This window comes from Marinomonas pontica (genome assembly GCF_026191375.1).
Classification (GTDB): domain Bacteria; phylum Pseudomonadota; class Gammaproteobacteria; order Pseudomonadales; family Marinomonadaceae; genus Marinomonas; species Marinomonas pontica.
In genome coordinates this window covers 23796-39069 of the sequence record NZ_JAODTL010000023.1, presented here as the reverse complement: position 1 = coordinate 39069, position 15274 = coordinate 23796, and the positions used below count along the sequence as shown (strand labels likewise).

At 45.8% G+C, this 15274-nt stretch carries 11 protein-coding genes and 14 tRNA genes; 4 read left to right on the top strand and 21 right to left on the bottom strand.

Translation table 11 applies throughout. The features are described from left to right. Positions 1-185: 185 nt before the first annotated feature. Positions 186-458, bottom strand: a complete 273-nt coding sequence (gene rcnR / locus N5P32_RS04990) for a Ni(II)/Co(II)-binding transcriptional repressor RcnR (protein ID WP_265728029.1) — start codon at positions 456-458, stop codon at positions 186-188. Between the two features lie 131 nt (positions 459-589). Between rcnR and N5P32_RS04985 the strand changes: the two genes are divergently transcribed. Next, positions 590-1378 carry a nickel/cobalt efflux transporter gene (locus N5P32_RS04985; RefSeq protein ID WP_265728028.1) on the top strand — a complete coding sequence of 263 codons (789 nt, stop codon included), beginning with the start codon at positions 590-592 and terminating at the stop codon, positions 1376-1378. Here the strand turns inward: N5P32_RS04985 and N5P32_RS04980 are convergent. Next, positions 1367-2305 carry a DMT family transporter gene (locus tag N5P32_RS04980; protein WP_265728027.1) on the bottom strand — a complete coding sequence of 313 codons (939 nt, stop codon included), beginning with the start codon at positions 2303-2305 and terminating at the stop codon, positions 1367-1369. The genes N5P32_RS04985 and N5P32_RS04980 overlap by 12 nt on opposite strands. A 98-nt stretch (positions 2306-2403) precedes the next feature. Here N5P32_RS04980 and N5P32_RS04975 point away from each other — a divergent pair, with 98 nt between their 5' ends. Beyond that, the gene (locus N5P32_RS04975) at positions 2404-2976 is read left to right on the top strand and encodes a helix-turn-helix domain-containing protein (RefSeq protein WP_265728026.1); all 573 of its coding nucleotides are present in this window, start codon (positions 2404-2406) and stop codon (positions 2974-2976) included. Positions 2977-3345: 369 nt separating this feature from the next. Next, a complete protein-coding gene (xylA, locus tag N5P32_RS04970; protein WP_265728025.1) occupies positions 3346-4665 on the top strand; it encodes a xylose isomerase in 1320 nt (439 codons plus the stop codon). Between the two features lie 99 nt (positions 4666-4764). Here the strand turns inward: xylA and N5P32_RS04965 are convergent, their stop codons facing one another. The 5 genes from N5P32_RS04965 to xylF all read right to left on the bottom strand — a co-directional run bounded on the left by N5P32_RS04965 (position 4765) and on the right by xylF (position 11354). Beyond that, complete coding sequence (locus tag N5P32_RS04965; RefSeq protein WP_265728024.1) at positions 4765-5946, bottom strand: XylR family transcriptional regulator; 1182 nt, start codon at positions 5944-5946, stop codon at positions 4765-4767. Positions 5947-6152: 206 nt separating this feature from the next. Continuing rightward, positions 6153-7601, bottom strand: coding sequence for a xylulokinase (xylB, locus tag N5P32_RS04960; protein WP_265728023.1), 1449 nt, complete (start codon positions 7599-7601; stop codon positions 6153-6155). Between the two features lie 40 nt (positions 7602-7641). Continuing rightward, on the bottom strand, positions 7642-8772 hold the full coding sequence (locus N5P32_RS04955; RefSeq protein WP_265728022.1) for a sugar ABC transporter permease: 1131 nt from the start codon (positions 8770-8772) through the stop codon (positions 7642-7644). Continuing rightward, entirely contained in the window at positions 8765-10294 is a 1530-nt protein-coding gene (locus N5P32_RS04950) for a xylose ABC transporter ATP-binding protein (RefSeq protein WP_024023970.1), read from the bottom strand. The genes N5P32_RS04955 and N5P32_RS04950 overlap by 8 nt, the downstream gene beginning before the upstream one ends. A 58-nt stretch (positions 10295-10352) precedes the next feature. Next, the gene (gene xylF / locus N5P32_RS04945) at positions 10353-11354 is read right to left on the bottom strand and encodes a D-xylose ABC transporter substrate-binding protein (RefSeq protein WP_265728021.1); all 1002 of its coding nucleotides are present in this window, start codon (positions 11352-11354) and stop codon (positions 10353-10355) included. 357 nt (positions 11355-11711) lie between these two features. Here xylF and N5P32_RS04940 point away from each other — a divergent pair, with 357 nt between their 5' ends. Continuing rightward, complete coding sequence (locus tag N5P32_RS04940) at positions 11712-12695, top strand: aldose epimerase family protein (protein WP_265728020.1); 984 nt, start codon at positions 11712-11714, stop codon at positions 12693-12695. 945 nt (positions 12696-13640) lie between these two features. Here the strand turns inward: N5P32_RS04940 and N5P32_RS04930 are convergent. From N5P32_RS04930 to N5P32_RS04865, 14 genes are all read right to left on the bottom strand, one after another. Then, a tRNA-Val gene (locus N5P32_RS04930) sits at positions 13641-13716 on the bottom strand. A gap of 29 nt (positions 13717-13745) precedes the next feature. Further along, a tRNA-Asp gene (locus N5P32_RS04925) sits at positions 13746-13822 on the bottom strand. A 55-nt stretch (positions 13823-13877) separates the two neighbouring features. Continuing rightward, positions 13878-13953, bottom strand: a tRNA-Val gene (locus tag N5P32_RS04920). A gap of 29 nt (positions 13954-13982) precedes the next feature. Further along, a tRNA-Asp gene (locus N5P32_RS04915) sits at positions 13983-14059 on the bottom strand. 55 nt (positions 14060-14114) lie between these two features. After that, positions 14115-14190, bottom strand: a tRNA-Val gene (locus tag N5P32_RS04910). Positions 14191-14219: 29 nt separating this feature from the next. Further along, positions 14220-14296 (bottom strand) — tRNA-Asp (locus tag N5P32_RS04905). 55 nt (positions 14297-14351) lie between these two features. Continuing rightward, positions 14352-14427 (bottom strand) — tRNA-Val (locus tag N5P32_RS04900). A 29-nt stretch (positions 14428-14456) separates the two neighbouring features. Continuing rightward, positions 14457-14533: transfer RNA gene (locus N5P32_RS04895), tRNA-Asp, on the bottom strand. Positions 14534-14588: 55 nt separating this feature from the next. After that, a tRNA-Val gene (locus N5P32_RS04890) sits at positions 14589-14664 on the bottom strand. Positions 14665-14694: 30 nt separating this feature from the next. Next, positions 14695-14771 (bottom strand) — tRNA-Asp (locus N5P32_RS04885). Positions 14772-14826: 55 nt separating this feature from the next. Continuing rightward, positions 14827-14902, bottom strand: a tRNA-Val gene (locus tag N5P32_RS04880). A 35-nt stretch (positions 14903-14937) separates the two neighbouring features. Beyond that, a tRNA-Thr gene (locus N5P32_RS04875) sits at positions 14938-15013 on the bottom strand. A gap of 45 nt (positions 15014-15058) precedes the next feature. Beyond that, positions 15059-15134, bottom strand: a tRNA-Thr gene (locus tag N5P32_RS04870). Between the two features lie 39 nt (positions 15135-15173). Continuing rightward, positions 15174-15249, bottom strand: a tRNA-Thr gene (locus tag N5P32_RS04865). Between the last annotated feature and the right edge of the window lie 25 nt (positions 15250-15274).

The following is a 15274-nucleotide window of genomic DNA, read 5'->3' as shown; positions in this document are numbered from 1 at the left end:
TTTGATAGTATCGCGCACAACGCAACCAACTACATTTATGATGCAAAATTGATAACCCAGCGTTATCAAAAGAACATGAATTCAACAGAACATGAATTCAACAGAGTCAGCCAACTAGAAATCACCTGCCGCTACCCTTGATTAAACCTTGGCAGAGCTCACTCTTCTTTTGAGTCACAGTGTCATTACTTAATGTAAGAATCCAATACTTTTAGGATGACTTGCATATCCTGTTCACGCTTTTGAGCATCTTCTTGCTCAGCGATGTGTTCCACCAAATGTCCTTTGATCAGCTCACGCATCACGCCACTCACCGCACCTTTTACTGCGGCTACTTGTTGTAATACGGCTTCACATTCGCCATCTTCCTCTAGCATTTTTTTCAAACCATTCATTTGGCCTTGGATCTTACTAACACGTGCAAGCAACTTCTTTTTGTCTTTTATCGTATGCGACATAGCCAAACCTATTGATGAATGAATAGTGCCTATTGTACTGGGAAAGATAGCAGGACAATTATACTCCCCCATAGTATTTTATACTAAGGGGGAGTATAGTTTTCTCAACATTTACTTTAAAAGACTTTTCTATGGACTTTGTTTCACTTCTACAAAATGGCAATGCATGGCTGTATATCCCTAGCGCGATCCTGTTGGGGGCTTTGCATGGCTTAGAGCCTGGCCACTCAAAAACGATGATGGCGGCTTTCATTGTCGCGATTCACGGCACCGTCAAACAAGCCATTATGCTCGGATTGGCGGCGACGATTTCACATACATTGGTAGTTTGGTTGATTGCTTTAGGCGGTTTGTATGTCAGTAATCAACTCACCGCCACCCATGTTGAACCATGGATTCAGTTGCTCTCAGGGGGAATTGTTTTGATCATGGGTAGCTGGATGATTTGGCGAACTCAGCGCAGTCATGCACATCATCACCATCATTCACATGACCATGACCATGACCACCACGATCATAGTCATGAACCAGAGGAAATCTACTTTGATGACCATGAGCGCGCCCATGCGATGGAAATCAAACAGCGTTTTGAAAATAAACCTGCCACTAACCTGCAGATCCTTATTTTTGGCCTAACTGGAGGGCTTATTCCATGCCCTGCCGCAGTGACAGTGCTTTTAATCTGTCTTCAATTAAAAGAAGTAGCCCTTGGTTCAACCATGGTTTTGTCATTCAGCATAGGACTGGCTCTGACACTAGTATCGGTCGGTGTCATTGCGGCGATTGGCGCTCGTAAAGCCCAACAACGCTGGTCAGGGCTTAATAGCATTGCAACCCGCGCGCCCTATCTATCAGGCGCACTGATCTGTGTTGTCGGCGTTTACATGTGTTGGCACGGTGCCAGCGTACTATTTTTCTAATGCGTCTTTGACTTGCTCTGCTGGGGTTTCGATCAAGGCTTTTTTACGCTTTGGTCGAAGCTCGCTAAGCAATAGTCCAATCACTACCAATACACCGCCTAGTAATGCCATCGCAGGTAGTCGCTCTCCCGCTATACGTCCAATGATGCCAGCCCAAACCGGTTCGCCCGCATAAATAATGGCGGCAGTAGAAGAATCCACACTGCGTTGTGCCCAGTTCATGGTGAGCTGAATAATGGCGCTGGCCATACTCAACCCGCCAATAATGCCCACTAACGCCCAAGAGAATTCAGGAAGCTCTGTTTCCCCGACGATTGGCATACTGATAAAGGCAAACACCGCTGCAAAGAACAATTGTAGAATCGTGACGTTTTTAAGGTTCACGCTGGGTGCAAAATGACTAATTAAAATAATCTCAATCGCCAGTGCAATGGTGCTGAGTGCCGTTATGATGTGACCAAAGTTCATAGTTTGAGAGCTGGAACCGCCGCCAGACAACACCACCAACCCCATAAAGGCGACCAAGGCACCGATACAGGTCATGTAATGGGGTACTTTTTTGAACACCAGAAACAAGATAAATGGCACCAAAGGAACATACAGAGCCGTAATAAATGCCGACTCACTACTGGTGATGTACTGCATACCCACGGTCTGTGCGCCGTAGCCCCCAGTAATAGACAAACCAATGGCCATGGCCGCTATTAAATCGGCTTTGGTGGTGCGTTTTAGCGACTGATAGGACAACAGCCCAATCGCCAAAGCGGCTACAAGAAACCGGCACGCCACAAAAAACATGGGAGAGCTCAAAGTCAGACCAAATTTCACCACCACAAATGTCCCACCCCAGACCACTGTCACCATAAGCAAAGCGGTTTTAGGGCCTATCCAACGTGCCAACCATGGCAATACTGTGTTTTGAAACATAGCTGTTAACTCTTATTGATTTGTGTAATATAGTGCACAAATTAACACTCACTCACGAATTGTGCAATATACTGCACAAGCAATTTATGGAGTTTGCTTTGTCCAACTCACACCCTACCGAAGCCCCTGCTGTATTGGAGTTCGTGGCTGAAAATGTAAAGCGCCTTCGCAGCGAGCGCCATTTGACCCAACAACAACTGGCCGACCAATCCGAGGTCAGCCGCAGAATGGTGGCTTCTATTGAAAATGGTCAAGCCAACATCAGCCTCGCAAAATTAAACCAACTGGCAGTAGTGCTTGGCGTGACGTTCTCTGAAATTGTTCGTCCTGCTATCGACAACACGACTCAGCCAGAACAGATTTTGACTTGGAAAGGTGCGAAAGCTGGCAGCGAAGCCTATTTGGGTTGCTCAGTCATCTCACAAAATGAAGTGGAATTATGGTCGTGGAAACTCGCAGCAGGCGACTTTTACCAAGCAGAGCCAGACCCACAAGGCTTCTATGAAATGCTTTACATCATCGAAGGTGTTTTGCATCTAGAGCTTAGCGATCAAACCCATGTTCTTCAGGCAGGCCAATCCGTCAGCTACCCGAGTGATCAACGCTATCGCTATGTTAATCAACAAACGTCCCCTGCTCGTTTTATTCGTAATGCGATAGTCGTTCGCTAGTCAGTACTGTACTCGTTGGTCATAGTTTATCGCTCCGATTCAAACCATACTTTTGCTTTAGGCATGGCTACTAGTGAGATGGAGTGGACTACGCCAACCAATCTCAGCATCTTATATTGTATTAAAAACGAGTTAACCAATCGAATCGCTCAATTATATAATTTACGTTTTGCTCAGAAACACTTAACAATTGAAACTTTGGTTGGGTAAATAGACATTAATCGCCACTAGTTCCTCATCCTCTGCCCGAGGCCTAGCCAGACAGCCAACAAATTCAATAACGCCCTCAAGAAATTTCGTAATTGAAGCAATCGCTCAAAAAACCAATCATTCATAGGAACAAAAATAACAACAATCAGGAGATCTGATATGAGTGAGTTTTTTAAGAACGTGCCGCAAATAACGTACGAAGGCGCAAATTCAACTAACCCTTTTGCTTTCAAACATTACGATGCGAATAAGGTGCTAATGGGCAAAACCATGGCAGAGCATTTGAGAATGGCGGCCTGTTATTGGCACAATTTCTGTTGGCAAGGAAGCGATGTCTTTGGGGCAAATACCTTTGATCGACCTTGGTACAAAGCGGCATCCGAAATGGATGCAGCGAAGCTAAAAGCCGATGCGGCGTTTGAGTTCTTCACAAAATTGGGCATTTCTTATTACAGCTTTCACGACATTGATGTCAGCCCAGAAGGCCGTTCGTTAAAAGAATACATTAACAACTTCGCAGAAATGGTTGATGTCCTTCAAGCTAAGCAAGAAGCTACTGGCGTGAAGCTTTTATGGGGAACGGCAAATGCCTTTTCCAACCCAAGATACATGTCTGGCGCCGCTTCCAATCCTAACCCTGAAATTTTTGCCTACGCGGCGACTCAGGTGTTTCATGCGATGAATGCAACCAAAGCATTAGGCGGTCAAAACTATGTTCTATGGGGCGGTCGTGAAGGTTATGAAACCTTACTAAATACCGATTTGAAACGTGAACGCGCCCAACTTGGTCGCTTTATGCAAATGGTGGTTGAACATAAATACAAAATCGGCTTCAAAGGCACCTTATTGATCGAACCAAAACCGGCTGAGCCAACCAAACATCAGTACGATTACGATACCGCGACGGTGTACGGTTTCTTAAAAGAGTTTGGTCTTGAAAAAGAGATCAAGGTCAACATCGAAGCCAACCACGCCACATTAGCGGGTCACAGTTTCCATCATGAAATCGCCACGGCATGCTCTTTGGGTCTTCTCGGTTCTGTCGACGCCAACCAAGGTGACGCGCAACTCGGTTGGGACACAGACCAATTTCCAACCAGTGTTGAAGAATATACTTTAGTTACCTATGAGATTCTGAAAAACGGCGGTTTCCAAAACGGCGGCTACATGTTCGACACCAAGCTACGTCGTCAATCGATGGATTTGGAAGATTTATTCCACGGTCACATTGGCGCCATGGACACTTTGGCGTTGTCATTAGAACGGGCGGTGAAAATGATCGAAGATGAAAAACTGGCGAAATTTGTTGATCAGCGTTATGCGAAATGGAACGACTCTTTGGGTGCGGATATTTTGGCTGGTAAGCATACACTGCAAGATCTTGCTGAATATGCAGAGAAAAACAATATTGACCCTCAACCTGTTTCTGGTCGTCAAGAGATGCTAGAAAATATAGTGAACGGTTTTATCTATAAATAACACCGAAACAGTCAGTACAAAATAAAAAACACAGGCCAGTGACACTGACCTGTGTTTTTTTATGTTTGATCTTATCGTCTCATTTATTTTTCAAACGCATTAAGCATCTTTACCAAGCCGCGACGACACTCTGTATTCCCCTGGCGTCATGCCTAAGTTTTTCCGCGATACCGTGTACATGTATTGTACGGAAGGGTAACCACAGGTTCGGGCGATTTCGTCAAATGGGAGATTGGTCGAGGTGATCAATTCGCACGCTCGATAAAACTTGGTCATGTGCAATTGCTCATGCATGGAGCAGCCGATTTCGTCGATAAAGCGAGTTTCTAGATTGGTTCTGGAAATGCCTATGTAATCCACCACTTGCGCGACTTTCACACCTCGACAGGCGTTATGACGTATAAAATGCATGGCTTGAATCACATAAGGATCACGCAACGCTCGATAGTCAGACGACTGCCTTTCTTCTACACCAATCGGATCGACCACCACCAACGAGTCTTCCACAGGGTAACCCAGCAACATGCGATGCAGCATCTTCGCGGCTTCATAGCCCATTTGCTTGCAGCCCTGTTCGACAGAAGACAGCGCGGTGCGATTTAAATAGCGCGCCATGTTTTCATTGTCGATCCCGACAATGGCAACCTGATCCGGCACCATAATGTTCAAATGGTCACAGGCTTGCAGTAAGTGACGCGCGCGGGAATCCGTCACCGCGACAATGCCAATCGGCTTAGGCAGCCCTTGCAGCCACGTTTCTAGATCGTGTTGCGCTGTTTCCCAAAGCTCTGCAGTGGTAAACAAGCCTTGGTGAACATGGGGTTCAAAACCATCAGAACCCGCTTGCTCGATAAATGCGTGTTCGCGCTCGCTCGCCCAACGACTGTAGTCTGTGCTTGGCACACCATAAAACGCGAACTGCGGCAGACCTTTGCGCTTTAAATGCTCATGCGCGCATTTCACTAACGCCGCGTTGTCTGTGGCAACGTAAGGCAAACGGGGATAGTCACTTTTATGATGATAAGAACCACCAACGGCGACGGTCGGAATGTCGGTATTTCTTAACAGTGCTTCTACTTCAGGGTTATCAAAGTCGGCAATAATGCCGTCGCCCTTCCAATGGTTTAAACCATCCAAACGATGGCGAAAGTCATCTTCAAAGTACACATCCCAATCACATTGAGCGGCTTGCAGATATTCGCCAATACCTTCAATGACTTGTCGGTCGTAGACTTTATTGGCATTGAACACAAGGTTAAGGCGGTAGCGTTTTTCAAACATACAAAGGCATCTCTAATTTTTATTTTTACGATCAGAATCATAACCTCTGAAGGTTCAGCCGTCCTAAGGGAATAGCAAAAATCAGAAACAAATTAATAAAAATCGTAATTTTGAATACACAGACCATCGGGAAGGGAAAGGGGGAGAAAAAATACATCGTGGTAAAACAGTGAAAAAGCGGTACAAGGCGGTACCGCTTTTCGTGATTAAAGACCTTTTAGTCTTTGGTATAAATCATGAAAACGCTCTCGTTTTTTCGCATAACGCGCCGAGTTTTCTAAGTTTGGCTGATACCTTTTTATCAACGTCGGTTTCACGCAAACATCATTTACCGCCTGCTGACCTTGATCACCTATCGCAGCCAATCGTGCGGCACCTAATGCAGGACCAACTTCTCCGCCTTCGCGGTAATCCATCGGAATAGCAAATACATCCGCCAGCAATTGCAACCAATAGGTACTTTTTGCACCACCGCCAATCACATCAATACTGTCATGAATATTCTGAGCCGAGCGCACGGCGTCTAAGCCATCGAGCAAGGCAAAGGTCACGCCTTCTAACACCGCATGAACCAGATCCGCTGGCGTAGTTTCATGGGTCATTCCCCAAAAAACCCCCTTTGCATTGGCATCATTATGAGGGGTTCTTTCCCCACTTAAATAGGGTAAAAACGTCACGTTACTCGCATGATCAACACGGTTTTCGGCGGCCAATAATGCGGCTTCCACACTGTTAAATTGCGTCAATTTAGTAACCCAATCAATGCAGCTCGCCGCACTTAACATCACCGACATGGTGTGCCATGTATTTGGAATCGCATGGCCAAAACTGTGCAACGCAACCGCAGGATTCGCTGTAAAACCATCACTTACCGAGAAAATTACGCCAGACGTACCAAGCGACAACATGGTTTCTTCCGGTTTGATAATCCCCATGCCGACCGCGCCTGCAGCGTTATCGCCACCACCCGCCACCACAGACACAGCCGACATGGACCAACGTTTTGCTAACGCCTCGTTGATCGTGCCCGTGATTTCTGTCCCTTCATACACCTTTGGCATTTGTTGTTCATTTAGACCTGTTGCTTGCAACATGGTGTCGCTCCAAGCACGTTGTTCCATGTTCAACCAAAGCGTGCCTGAGGCATCCGAGACATCCGTCGCGAACTCGCCTGTCATCCTAAAACGCAGATAATCTTTTGGCAGCAACACTTTATCAATTTGCGCAAAAACATCTGGCTCGTGCTGCTTCACCCACAATAATTTCGGAGCGGTAAAACCTGGCATGACCAAGTTCCCCGTGATGGATTGCACTTCTGGGCACCGTCTTTGCAGCAACAAACATTCTTCATGGGAACGACCGTCGTTCCAAAGAATCGCCGGCCGCAACACCTCGCCCAGCTTTCCTAGCAACGTCGCGCCATGCATTTGCCCTGATAAGCCAATGGCTTTCACCTCTTGGAGGTTATTTTCTGCAGCCAGTTGTAACATGGCCAAATCCGTTGCTTGCCACCAGTCTTCTGGGTTTTGCTCAGACCAGAGATCAAAAGGACGCGACACGGAAAGAGGTGACGAGCAGCTCGCCACGACGTGTCCATCTTTCGCCATAAGAATGACTTTTACGCCTGAGGTGCCGAGATCTATACCGATATACATACATTACCTATCCATAAATTCGCTATGATGAAAGACCGTCTTACTGCGCTTTTTTGGTCTTAACGTCCAACCAAACCGCGAGCAATAAAATCATGCCTTTGACGATCAATTGCCAAAACGTCGGCACGTCCAACATACTCATACCATTGTCCAAACTCGCCATAATCAGTGCGCCCATAATGGCACCGAATACCGCACCGACACCGCCAGCTAAACTGGTTCCGCCGATCACACAAGCGGCGATTGCATCCAACTCAGCCATGTTACCAGCTGCTGGCGAACCCGCGCCAAGACGAGAGGTCAGAATCAAAGCGGCGACCGCCACCATCATGCCGTTAAAACCAAACACCAACATTTTGGTACGCTCAACGTTGACGCCAGACATGCGAGTCGCCTCGATGTTGCCACCAATCGCGTACACTCGACGACCAAATGCCGTTCGTTTTGCCACGTAGGTTGCAATGAGAATCAGTCCGCCCATAATTAGAATTGGCGTTGGAATACCACGATAGCTTTCCAAGATGAACAACAAGCCCATCAACACAGACACCGCAATCGTGGCTTTGGCGTATTCAAATTTCGCCGATTGATTTTCCACACCGTGCTTTTGTCTTGCTTGACGACGAGTATAAACACGCGCTACCAGACCAAGGCACAACAACGCCACGACACTAATGCCCCAACCGGAAGGTATGTAACTTTGCCCAACAATCGCAAGTGAACTGGACGTTGGAGCGACGGTCACACCATCTGTTAACCCCACCAAGATGCCACGGAACGCTAACATTCCAGCCAAGGTCACAATAAACGACGGCACTTTTTGATACGCAACCCACCAGCCGTTAAACAAGCCCAAGACTAAGCCAGACACCACGGTGATTAAGATTGTGAATAAAATGGGAAAGTGAAACCAAACATCCAAAATCGCCGCAATGCCACCCAATAACCCCATCATGGAACCAACAGACAAATCGATTTCGGCGCTGATAATCACGAACACCATACCAATTGCCAACACACCCACAATGGCCGTTTGACGTATTAAGTTAGAAATATTTCGCGGTGACACAAAGGCACCGTCCGTCGCAAATGAAAAGAAGACGACGATCAATAACATGGCCGCCAACATAGCAAACAGTTGTAATTGACTGGTTTTCATTGTTTTAAACATTCGCTGTATCCTCTTTGATCGCGCAATTCATTATCATTTCTTGAGTCAAACCTTGGTGGTCAAATTGACCTTTTAGTCGTCCTTCGTGCATCACCAATACTCGGTCACTGATCCCTATGACTTCGGACAATTCAGACGACACCATGATGATCGACATACCTTGTTTGACGAGCGCAAACATCAGTTTATAAATTTCGTATTTGGCGCCCACATCAATGCCGCGAGTCGGCTCGTCTAGTATCAAAATTTTGGGATGCGTTAATAAACATTTGGCGATGATGGCTTTTTGCTGATTACCACCACTCAAATTTTTAATTGACAGTTCAGACGACGCCGTTTTTACTTTCAGTTGCGCAATATAATTATCGATGTCTTGGCTTTCTTGATCTTCATTGATCGCACCAAACCATGACGAATATTGACTTAAAACCGAAAGGGTGATGTTTCGTCCAACGCTCATAATAGGCACGATACCGTGACGCTTTCGGTCTTCTGGCACCATGGCAATACCGGCTTCTAACGCTGTGCGCTGAGAACGAATTGCTAACGACTCGCCATGCAATTCAACCTCTGCTTCGTAGTTACCATCGTAAGAACCATACAAACATTGCATCAGCTCCGTTCGACCAGAACCGATCAACCCTGCGATGCCAAGAATTTCACCTTGCCGTAATTCAAAACTTACGTCTTCTACTTGAGCACGCGAGGCACCGGCTTGTTTCGCCGTCGCGTGATTCACTTTCAGTATGACGTCGCCAATATCGTGCTCTTCCCGTGGGAAAAGCTCGTCTAATTCGCGTCCGACCATCATGCTGATAATGTCATTTTGCGTCAGATTCTCAGCGGATCGCGTGTCGATATGGTCGCCATCACGAATCACTGTGACCCAATTGGATAAGGCCAGCACTTCTTCCAATTTATGAGAAATATAAATGCAAGCGATGCCCTGTTGTTTCAGCTCGCTCACAATGTTCAATAGGATCTCGATTTCTGTGGTGGTCAGAGAAGACGTTGGTTCATCCAGAATCAATAACTTCACGTTTTTGTTTAACGCTTTGGCAATCTCGACCAATTGCTGCTGACCCACACCAAGATCTCTGATAGGCGTATCGGGTAATACATCCAGTTTGACCCGTGCCAAAAGTTCCGACGTACGACGATGCATTTCTTCGTCATTGAGCCTTGCAAACGAGCCAAGTTCGTTGCCAAGAAAGATATTTTCTAAGACGGTTAATTCTTTAACGAGTGCCAATTCCTGATGGATAATGACAATCCCTAGCGCTTCGGTATCTCGAATGCTGGATGCCTTGACGAGATTCCCCTCAAAATAGATTTCGCCTTCATATGAACCAAAAGGCCAAACGCCGCTGAGTACCTTCATCAATGTGGATTTACCAGAACCATTCTCGCCACAGATAGACAAGGCTTCACCAGGATCAAGCTGGATACTCACGCCATTTAATGCACGGACACCTGAGAAACTTTTTATAATCCCACGCATGTCCAATAATGGTTGCTTCATATTTACACCTTTATGAAAAGCAAATGGCACTCTTTCGAGTGCCATTAATAGGAATGAACTAAGGATTGTAAACAGCGTTACGCGTGTGGTAACCGTCAGCAATAACGGTGGAATCTAGGTTGTCTTTAGTGACAGCGATTGGCGTTAACAATAAAGCATCTACATCTTTCTTGCCGTTATTAACGTGACCTGTAACCTGGATTTTTTCCCCACGAGCCAGTTTAACCGCCATTTCAGCACTGGCTGTTGCCAGTTTAGAAATCGGTTTGTACACCGTCATGGTTTGAGTACCAGCGACAATACGGCGCATGGCAGCGAGATCCGCGTCTTGACCAGAAATAACCACTTTGCCACTCAAACCTTGAGCCGCTAATGCTTGAATCGCACCGCCCGCGGTGGAATCGTTGGACGCCACAACCGCATCGATTTTATTGGCGTTGGCGGTTAGACCATTTTCCATAATGTTCAATGCCGCTTCAGCAGACCAACCCATTGCCCATTGATCGCCAACAATCTGAATTTGTTTCGCATCAATAGCCGGTTGAATCACGTTCATTTGCCCTTGACGGAACATTTTCGCGTTGTTGTCAGTTGGAGACCCACCCATCAAGAAGTAGTTTCCTCTTGGCTTACGCTTAAGCAAAGCTTCGGCTTGCATCTCACCCACTCGGATGTTGTCAAAAGACACATACAAGTCAATGTCAGCAAATTTGATCAATCGGTCATACGCCAAGACTTTGATGCCTTCCGCTTTCGCTTCCGCCAACACATTGCCTAGCACTTCGCCGTTTTCAGGCACGATAACCAACACATCTACGCCACGCGAGATCATGTTTTCGATTTGGGAGATTTGAGTAGTGACGTCACCATTTGCAGATTGGGTATAGACTTTTGCGCCCATGGCTTCTGCTGCGGAAGTGAATATGTCTCGGTCTTTCTGCCAGCGCTCTAAACGCAAGTCAGACATTAACAAACCGATCTTTTCACCAGCGGCCAAAGCAGGAAGTGAAGTCGCTGCGCAAAGGGTGGCAAGTAAACTCATAGATACGATTTTTTTCATCTTGTCATTCCTTGTTATTTTTATTAAGTGAACGAGCTCCTGTATGGAGTCAGTAGAATGTAAAATGATGACTCAAGAAGCGGTATTACCTTTTTTGTTTGCGTGTAGCGTTTTTTATAAAAAAAACATTATGGATATTTTTTTCATTATCAGGCATCTATTGTTGCTCATCTCTTAGGAATATGAGGTAGATTCAGATTCCCCAACCCCATTCCTCAAAAAATTGCGACGATACGACATTCTTGAAATAGTATTGATAAACAGGGGTAACTAAAGCAAAATTAATTGACATGTTTGTAGTATCTTTAGTTGACTAACAAAAAATATGTCTAGCATTACTTTTGAAAGGACACTTCCGTGAACCTAGCTCCAGACTTAAACCAAGTTCAATCTGTCACGCTAAAAAACGCACAGCTTAAAGTGTCCATTCTGACACTAGGTGCAAGCATTCAATCTATATATCTAAATGGCTACGAACATTCTTTAGTTTTAGGCTCACCAAAGCTTAGCGATTATATTCAAGGCGCAAAATACTTCGGTGCAATCGTTGGGCGAGTGGCAAACAGGACTAATAAAGGCCATGCGATAATTGACGGTAAAACTTATCAATTACCACCCACCTTACCTGAATCTCACCATTTGCATGGAGGGCCAACTGGTACTGGTAGTAAGAATTGGTCTGTTATTGAGCAAATCGACGACATGGTGCAGCTGCAAACTAAACTTGCTGACGGTGAAATGGGTTATCCAGGAAATATGACTGTCGATGTGTTTTATCGTCTACTCGATAGCACTTTAGAAATGGAAATTACCGCCACCACCGACAAGCTAACTATTTGCAATTTTGCTGGTCACAGCTATGTTAACCTTGATGGCAAAGGTTCTATTTTAGATCATCAACTAAGCATCAAAGCCAATCATTATTTGCCAGTCAATAACGAGCTAATTCCAACAGGAGAAGTCACCCCAACCGCTGGCAGCGCTTTCGATTTCCATCAGCTTCGCACCATAGGCCGTGAAGACTACCCAGGACTAGACACGAATTTCTGTCTTTCTCTTAATAGTAACCGCCCAGTGCAAACAGTTGCGACACTCAAAGGCCCAATTACTGGGCTAACGCTAAACTACCAAACAACTGAACCGGGTATACAAGTTTACGATGGCCGTCATATTCAACTCGACGCGCAATCGAATATAAACCAAGGGCCATTAACAGCTTACGCTGGTCTTGCTCTTGAAGCTCAACATTGGCCAGACGCCACTAATCAACCTCACTTCCCTCCTATCTCACTTGCACCTGAAGATACTTACCGACAAATTACGCGGTATGTATTCGGTTAACACTTAAATGAATCGCCACTAGTTAGCTAGTGGCCTTCCTAGAAGTTTGCTAGACAGTGGTCATTTCTAAAAAGTACTTTTCTTCGAACTTTGAAGGTGACACGCCACCTGTATACGAATGACGCTTTATCGGATTGTAGAACATCTCAATAAAATTGAATATTTCACCTTTCGCGGCTTCTTAACGGTGGCGAAAAAACTCTCGGCAACGGCGTTATCATGACAATTTCCTCGACAACTCATGGAAGGAATTAAGTTATGAGTCTTCATAAAAACTAGATAATCAGAGCTCGCGTATTGGCTTCCCTAGTCGCTGTGCACCAGCACTTCGCTTTCAGGTTTGTGCTGCCAAACTGCCATCAATAAAGCATTGATCACCAGATGCCGATCCATCGTTTTGTCCATTGACCTTTTTCTTCTAATTTTGCAAGTATCTCAATTGTTGAGATACTTGGCTTCGGTTCAATAGGTAACAGCTCAAGTATATTGATGTATCTAATAACAGAGTTCATCTCAATGACCAAATTTTACTTTTAAAAAAGCAACAATACATCACTTGGTAAATATCATCCATAAACGGTACTAGAAGAAGCCACAAGACGTATAAACGTAATTATCACGTCTCTATTAGAGGCGATGACTTTTAACACTATAAAGCGTCATATCACTTAATAGAATAAAAATACAATAAGGTACAACAAGGTGTATGAACGAGAAGAAATATTATAAGTGGGGCTGTTCTGGATAAATTTCAAAATCAGCAAGATGCAAACAGAAAAATCGAGCTAACATGAGGCCATATGGATCAATCGAGTCACAAATCGGTCACACCTGAGTCACAAACGAAATTGGTGACAATTGTGGTCACAAATTAAATAAGTGTCTATATAGTAAGAAAGGCTATTGAAACAATGAGATGAGGAAGTTTTAAGCTTGATAAAACGATGGTGGGTGTGGAGAGGTTCGAACTCCCGACATTCGCCTTGTAAGGGCGACGCTCTCCCAACTGAGCTACACACCCAAATCGTAGTTTTACATCTTATCGAAAGATGGCGGAATGGACGGGACTCGAACCCGCGACCCCCTGCGTGACAGGCAGGTATTCTAACCAACTGAACTACCACTCCAACACGATCTAGTACTTTTGCTTCTACCTAAATAAAAAGCCCACTGTCTAGTTAGTGGTGGGTGTGGAGAGGTTCGAACTCCCGACATTCGCCTTGTAAGGGCGACGCTCTCCCAACTGAGCTACACACCCAAATCGTAGTTTTACATCTTATCGAAAGATGGCGGAATGGACGGGACTCGAACCCGCGACCCCCTGCGTGACAGGCAGGTATTCTAACCAACTGAACTACCACTCCAACATGGTCTAGTACTTTTACTCTCACCTAAGTAAGCAGCCCACTGTCTAGTTAGTGGTGGGTGTGGAGAGGTTCGAACTCCCGACATTCGCCTTGTAAGGGCGACGCTCTCCCAACTGAGCTACACACCCAAATCGTAGTTTTACATCTTATCGAAAGATGGCGGAATGGACGGGACTCGAACCCGCGACCCCCTGCGTGACAGGCAGGTATTCTAACCAACTGAACTACCACTCCAACACGATCTAGTACTTTTGCTTCTACCTAAATAAAAAGCCCACTGTCTAGTTAGTGGTGGGTGTGGAGAGGTTCGAACTCCCGACATTCGCCTTGTAAGGGCGACGCTCTCCCAACTGAGCTACACACCCGACTCGTAGTTTTACATCTTGTCGAAAGATGGCGGAATGGACGGGACTCGAACCCGCGACCCCCTGCGTGACAGGCAGGTATTCTAACCAACTGAACTACCACTCCAACACGATCTAGTACTTTTGCTTTTACCTAAGTAAAAAGCCCACTGTCTAGTTAGTGGTGGGTGTGGAGAGGTTCGAACTCCCGACATTCGCCTTGTAAGGGCGACGCTCTCCCAACTGAGCTACACACCCGACTCGTAGTTTTACATCTACGTCGAAAGATGGCGGAATGGACGGGACTCGAACCCGCGACCCCCTGCGTGACAGGCAGGTATTCTAACCAACTGAACTACCACTCCAACATGGTCTAGTACTTTTGCTTCTACCTGAGGAAAAAGCCCACTGTCTAGTTAGTGGTGGGTGTGGAGAGGTTCGAACTCCCGACATTCGCCTTGTAAGGGCGACGCTCTCCCAACTGAGCTACACACCCCTTTCTTTTAACATCATTACCACTCTATTTATAAGTGGTGCCGCCACCAAGAGTCGAACTCGGGACCCTCTGATTACAAGTCAGATGCTCTACCAACTGAGCTATAGCGGCTTAACGCTAAAATCTTTTTTAATTTACATGCTCAAAGCAAGTAAATGGTGCCGCCACCAAGAGTCGAACTCGGGACCCTCTGATTACAAGTCAGATGCTCTACCAACTGAGCTATAGCGGCATTACATGACGCAGTTTACTTTTAACACTTCCTAAGAAGTGGTGCCGCCACCAAGAGTCGAACTCGGGACCCTCTGATTACAAGTCAGATGCTCTACCAACTGAGCTATAGCGGCTTTAATAAAAGCAAAATCTTTTTTT

Bases quoted from the DNA above. Each gene is read 5' to 3' on its own strand.
- rcnR (WP_265728029.1), bottom strand. From the start codon at position 458: ATGTCGCATACGATAAAAGACAAAAAGAAGTTGCTTGCACGTGTTAGT.
- N5P32_RS04985 (WP_265728028.1), top strand. From the start codon at position 590: ATGGACTTTGTTTCACTTCTACAAAATGGCAATGCATGGCTGTATATC.
- N5P32_RS04980 (WP_265728027.1), bottom strand. From the start codon at position 2,305: ATGTTTCAAAACACAGTATTGCCATGGTTGGCACGTTGGATAGGCCCT.
- xylA (WP_265728025.1), top strand. From the start codon at position 3,346: ATGAGTGAGTTTTTTAAGAACGTGCCGCAAATAACGTACGAAGGCGCA.
- N5P32_RS04965 (WP_265728024.1), bottom strand. From the start codon at position 5,946: ATGTTTGAAAAACGCTACCGCCTTAACCTTGTGTTCAATGCCAATAAA.
- xylB (WP_265728023.1), bottom strand. From the start codon at position 7,601: ATGTATATCGGTATAGATCTCGGCACCTCAGGCGTAAAAGTCATTCTT.
- N5P32_RS04955 (WP_265728022.1), bottom strand. From the start codon at position 8,772: ATGTTTAAAACAATGAAAACCAGTCAATTACAACTGTTTGCTATGTTG.
- N5P32_RS04950 (WP_024023970.1), bottom strand. From the start codon at position 10,294: ATGAAGCAACCATTATTGGACATGCGTGGGATTATAAAAAGTTTCTCA.
- xylF (WP_265728021.1), bottom strand. From the start codon at position 11,354: ATGAAAAAAATCGTATCTATGAGTTTACTTGCCACCCTTTGCGCAGCG.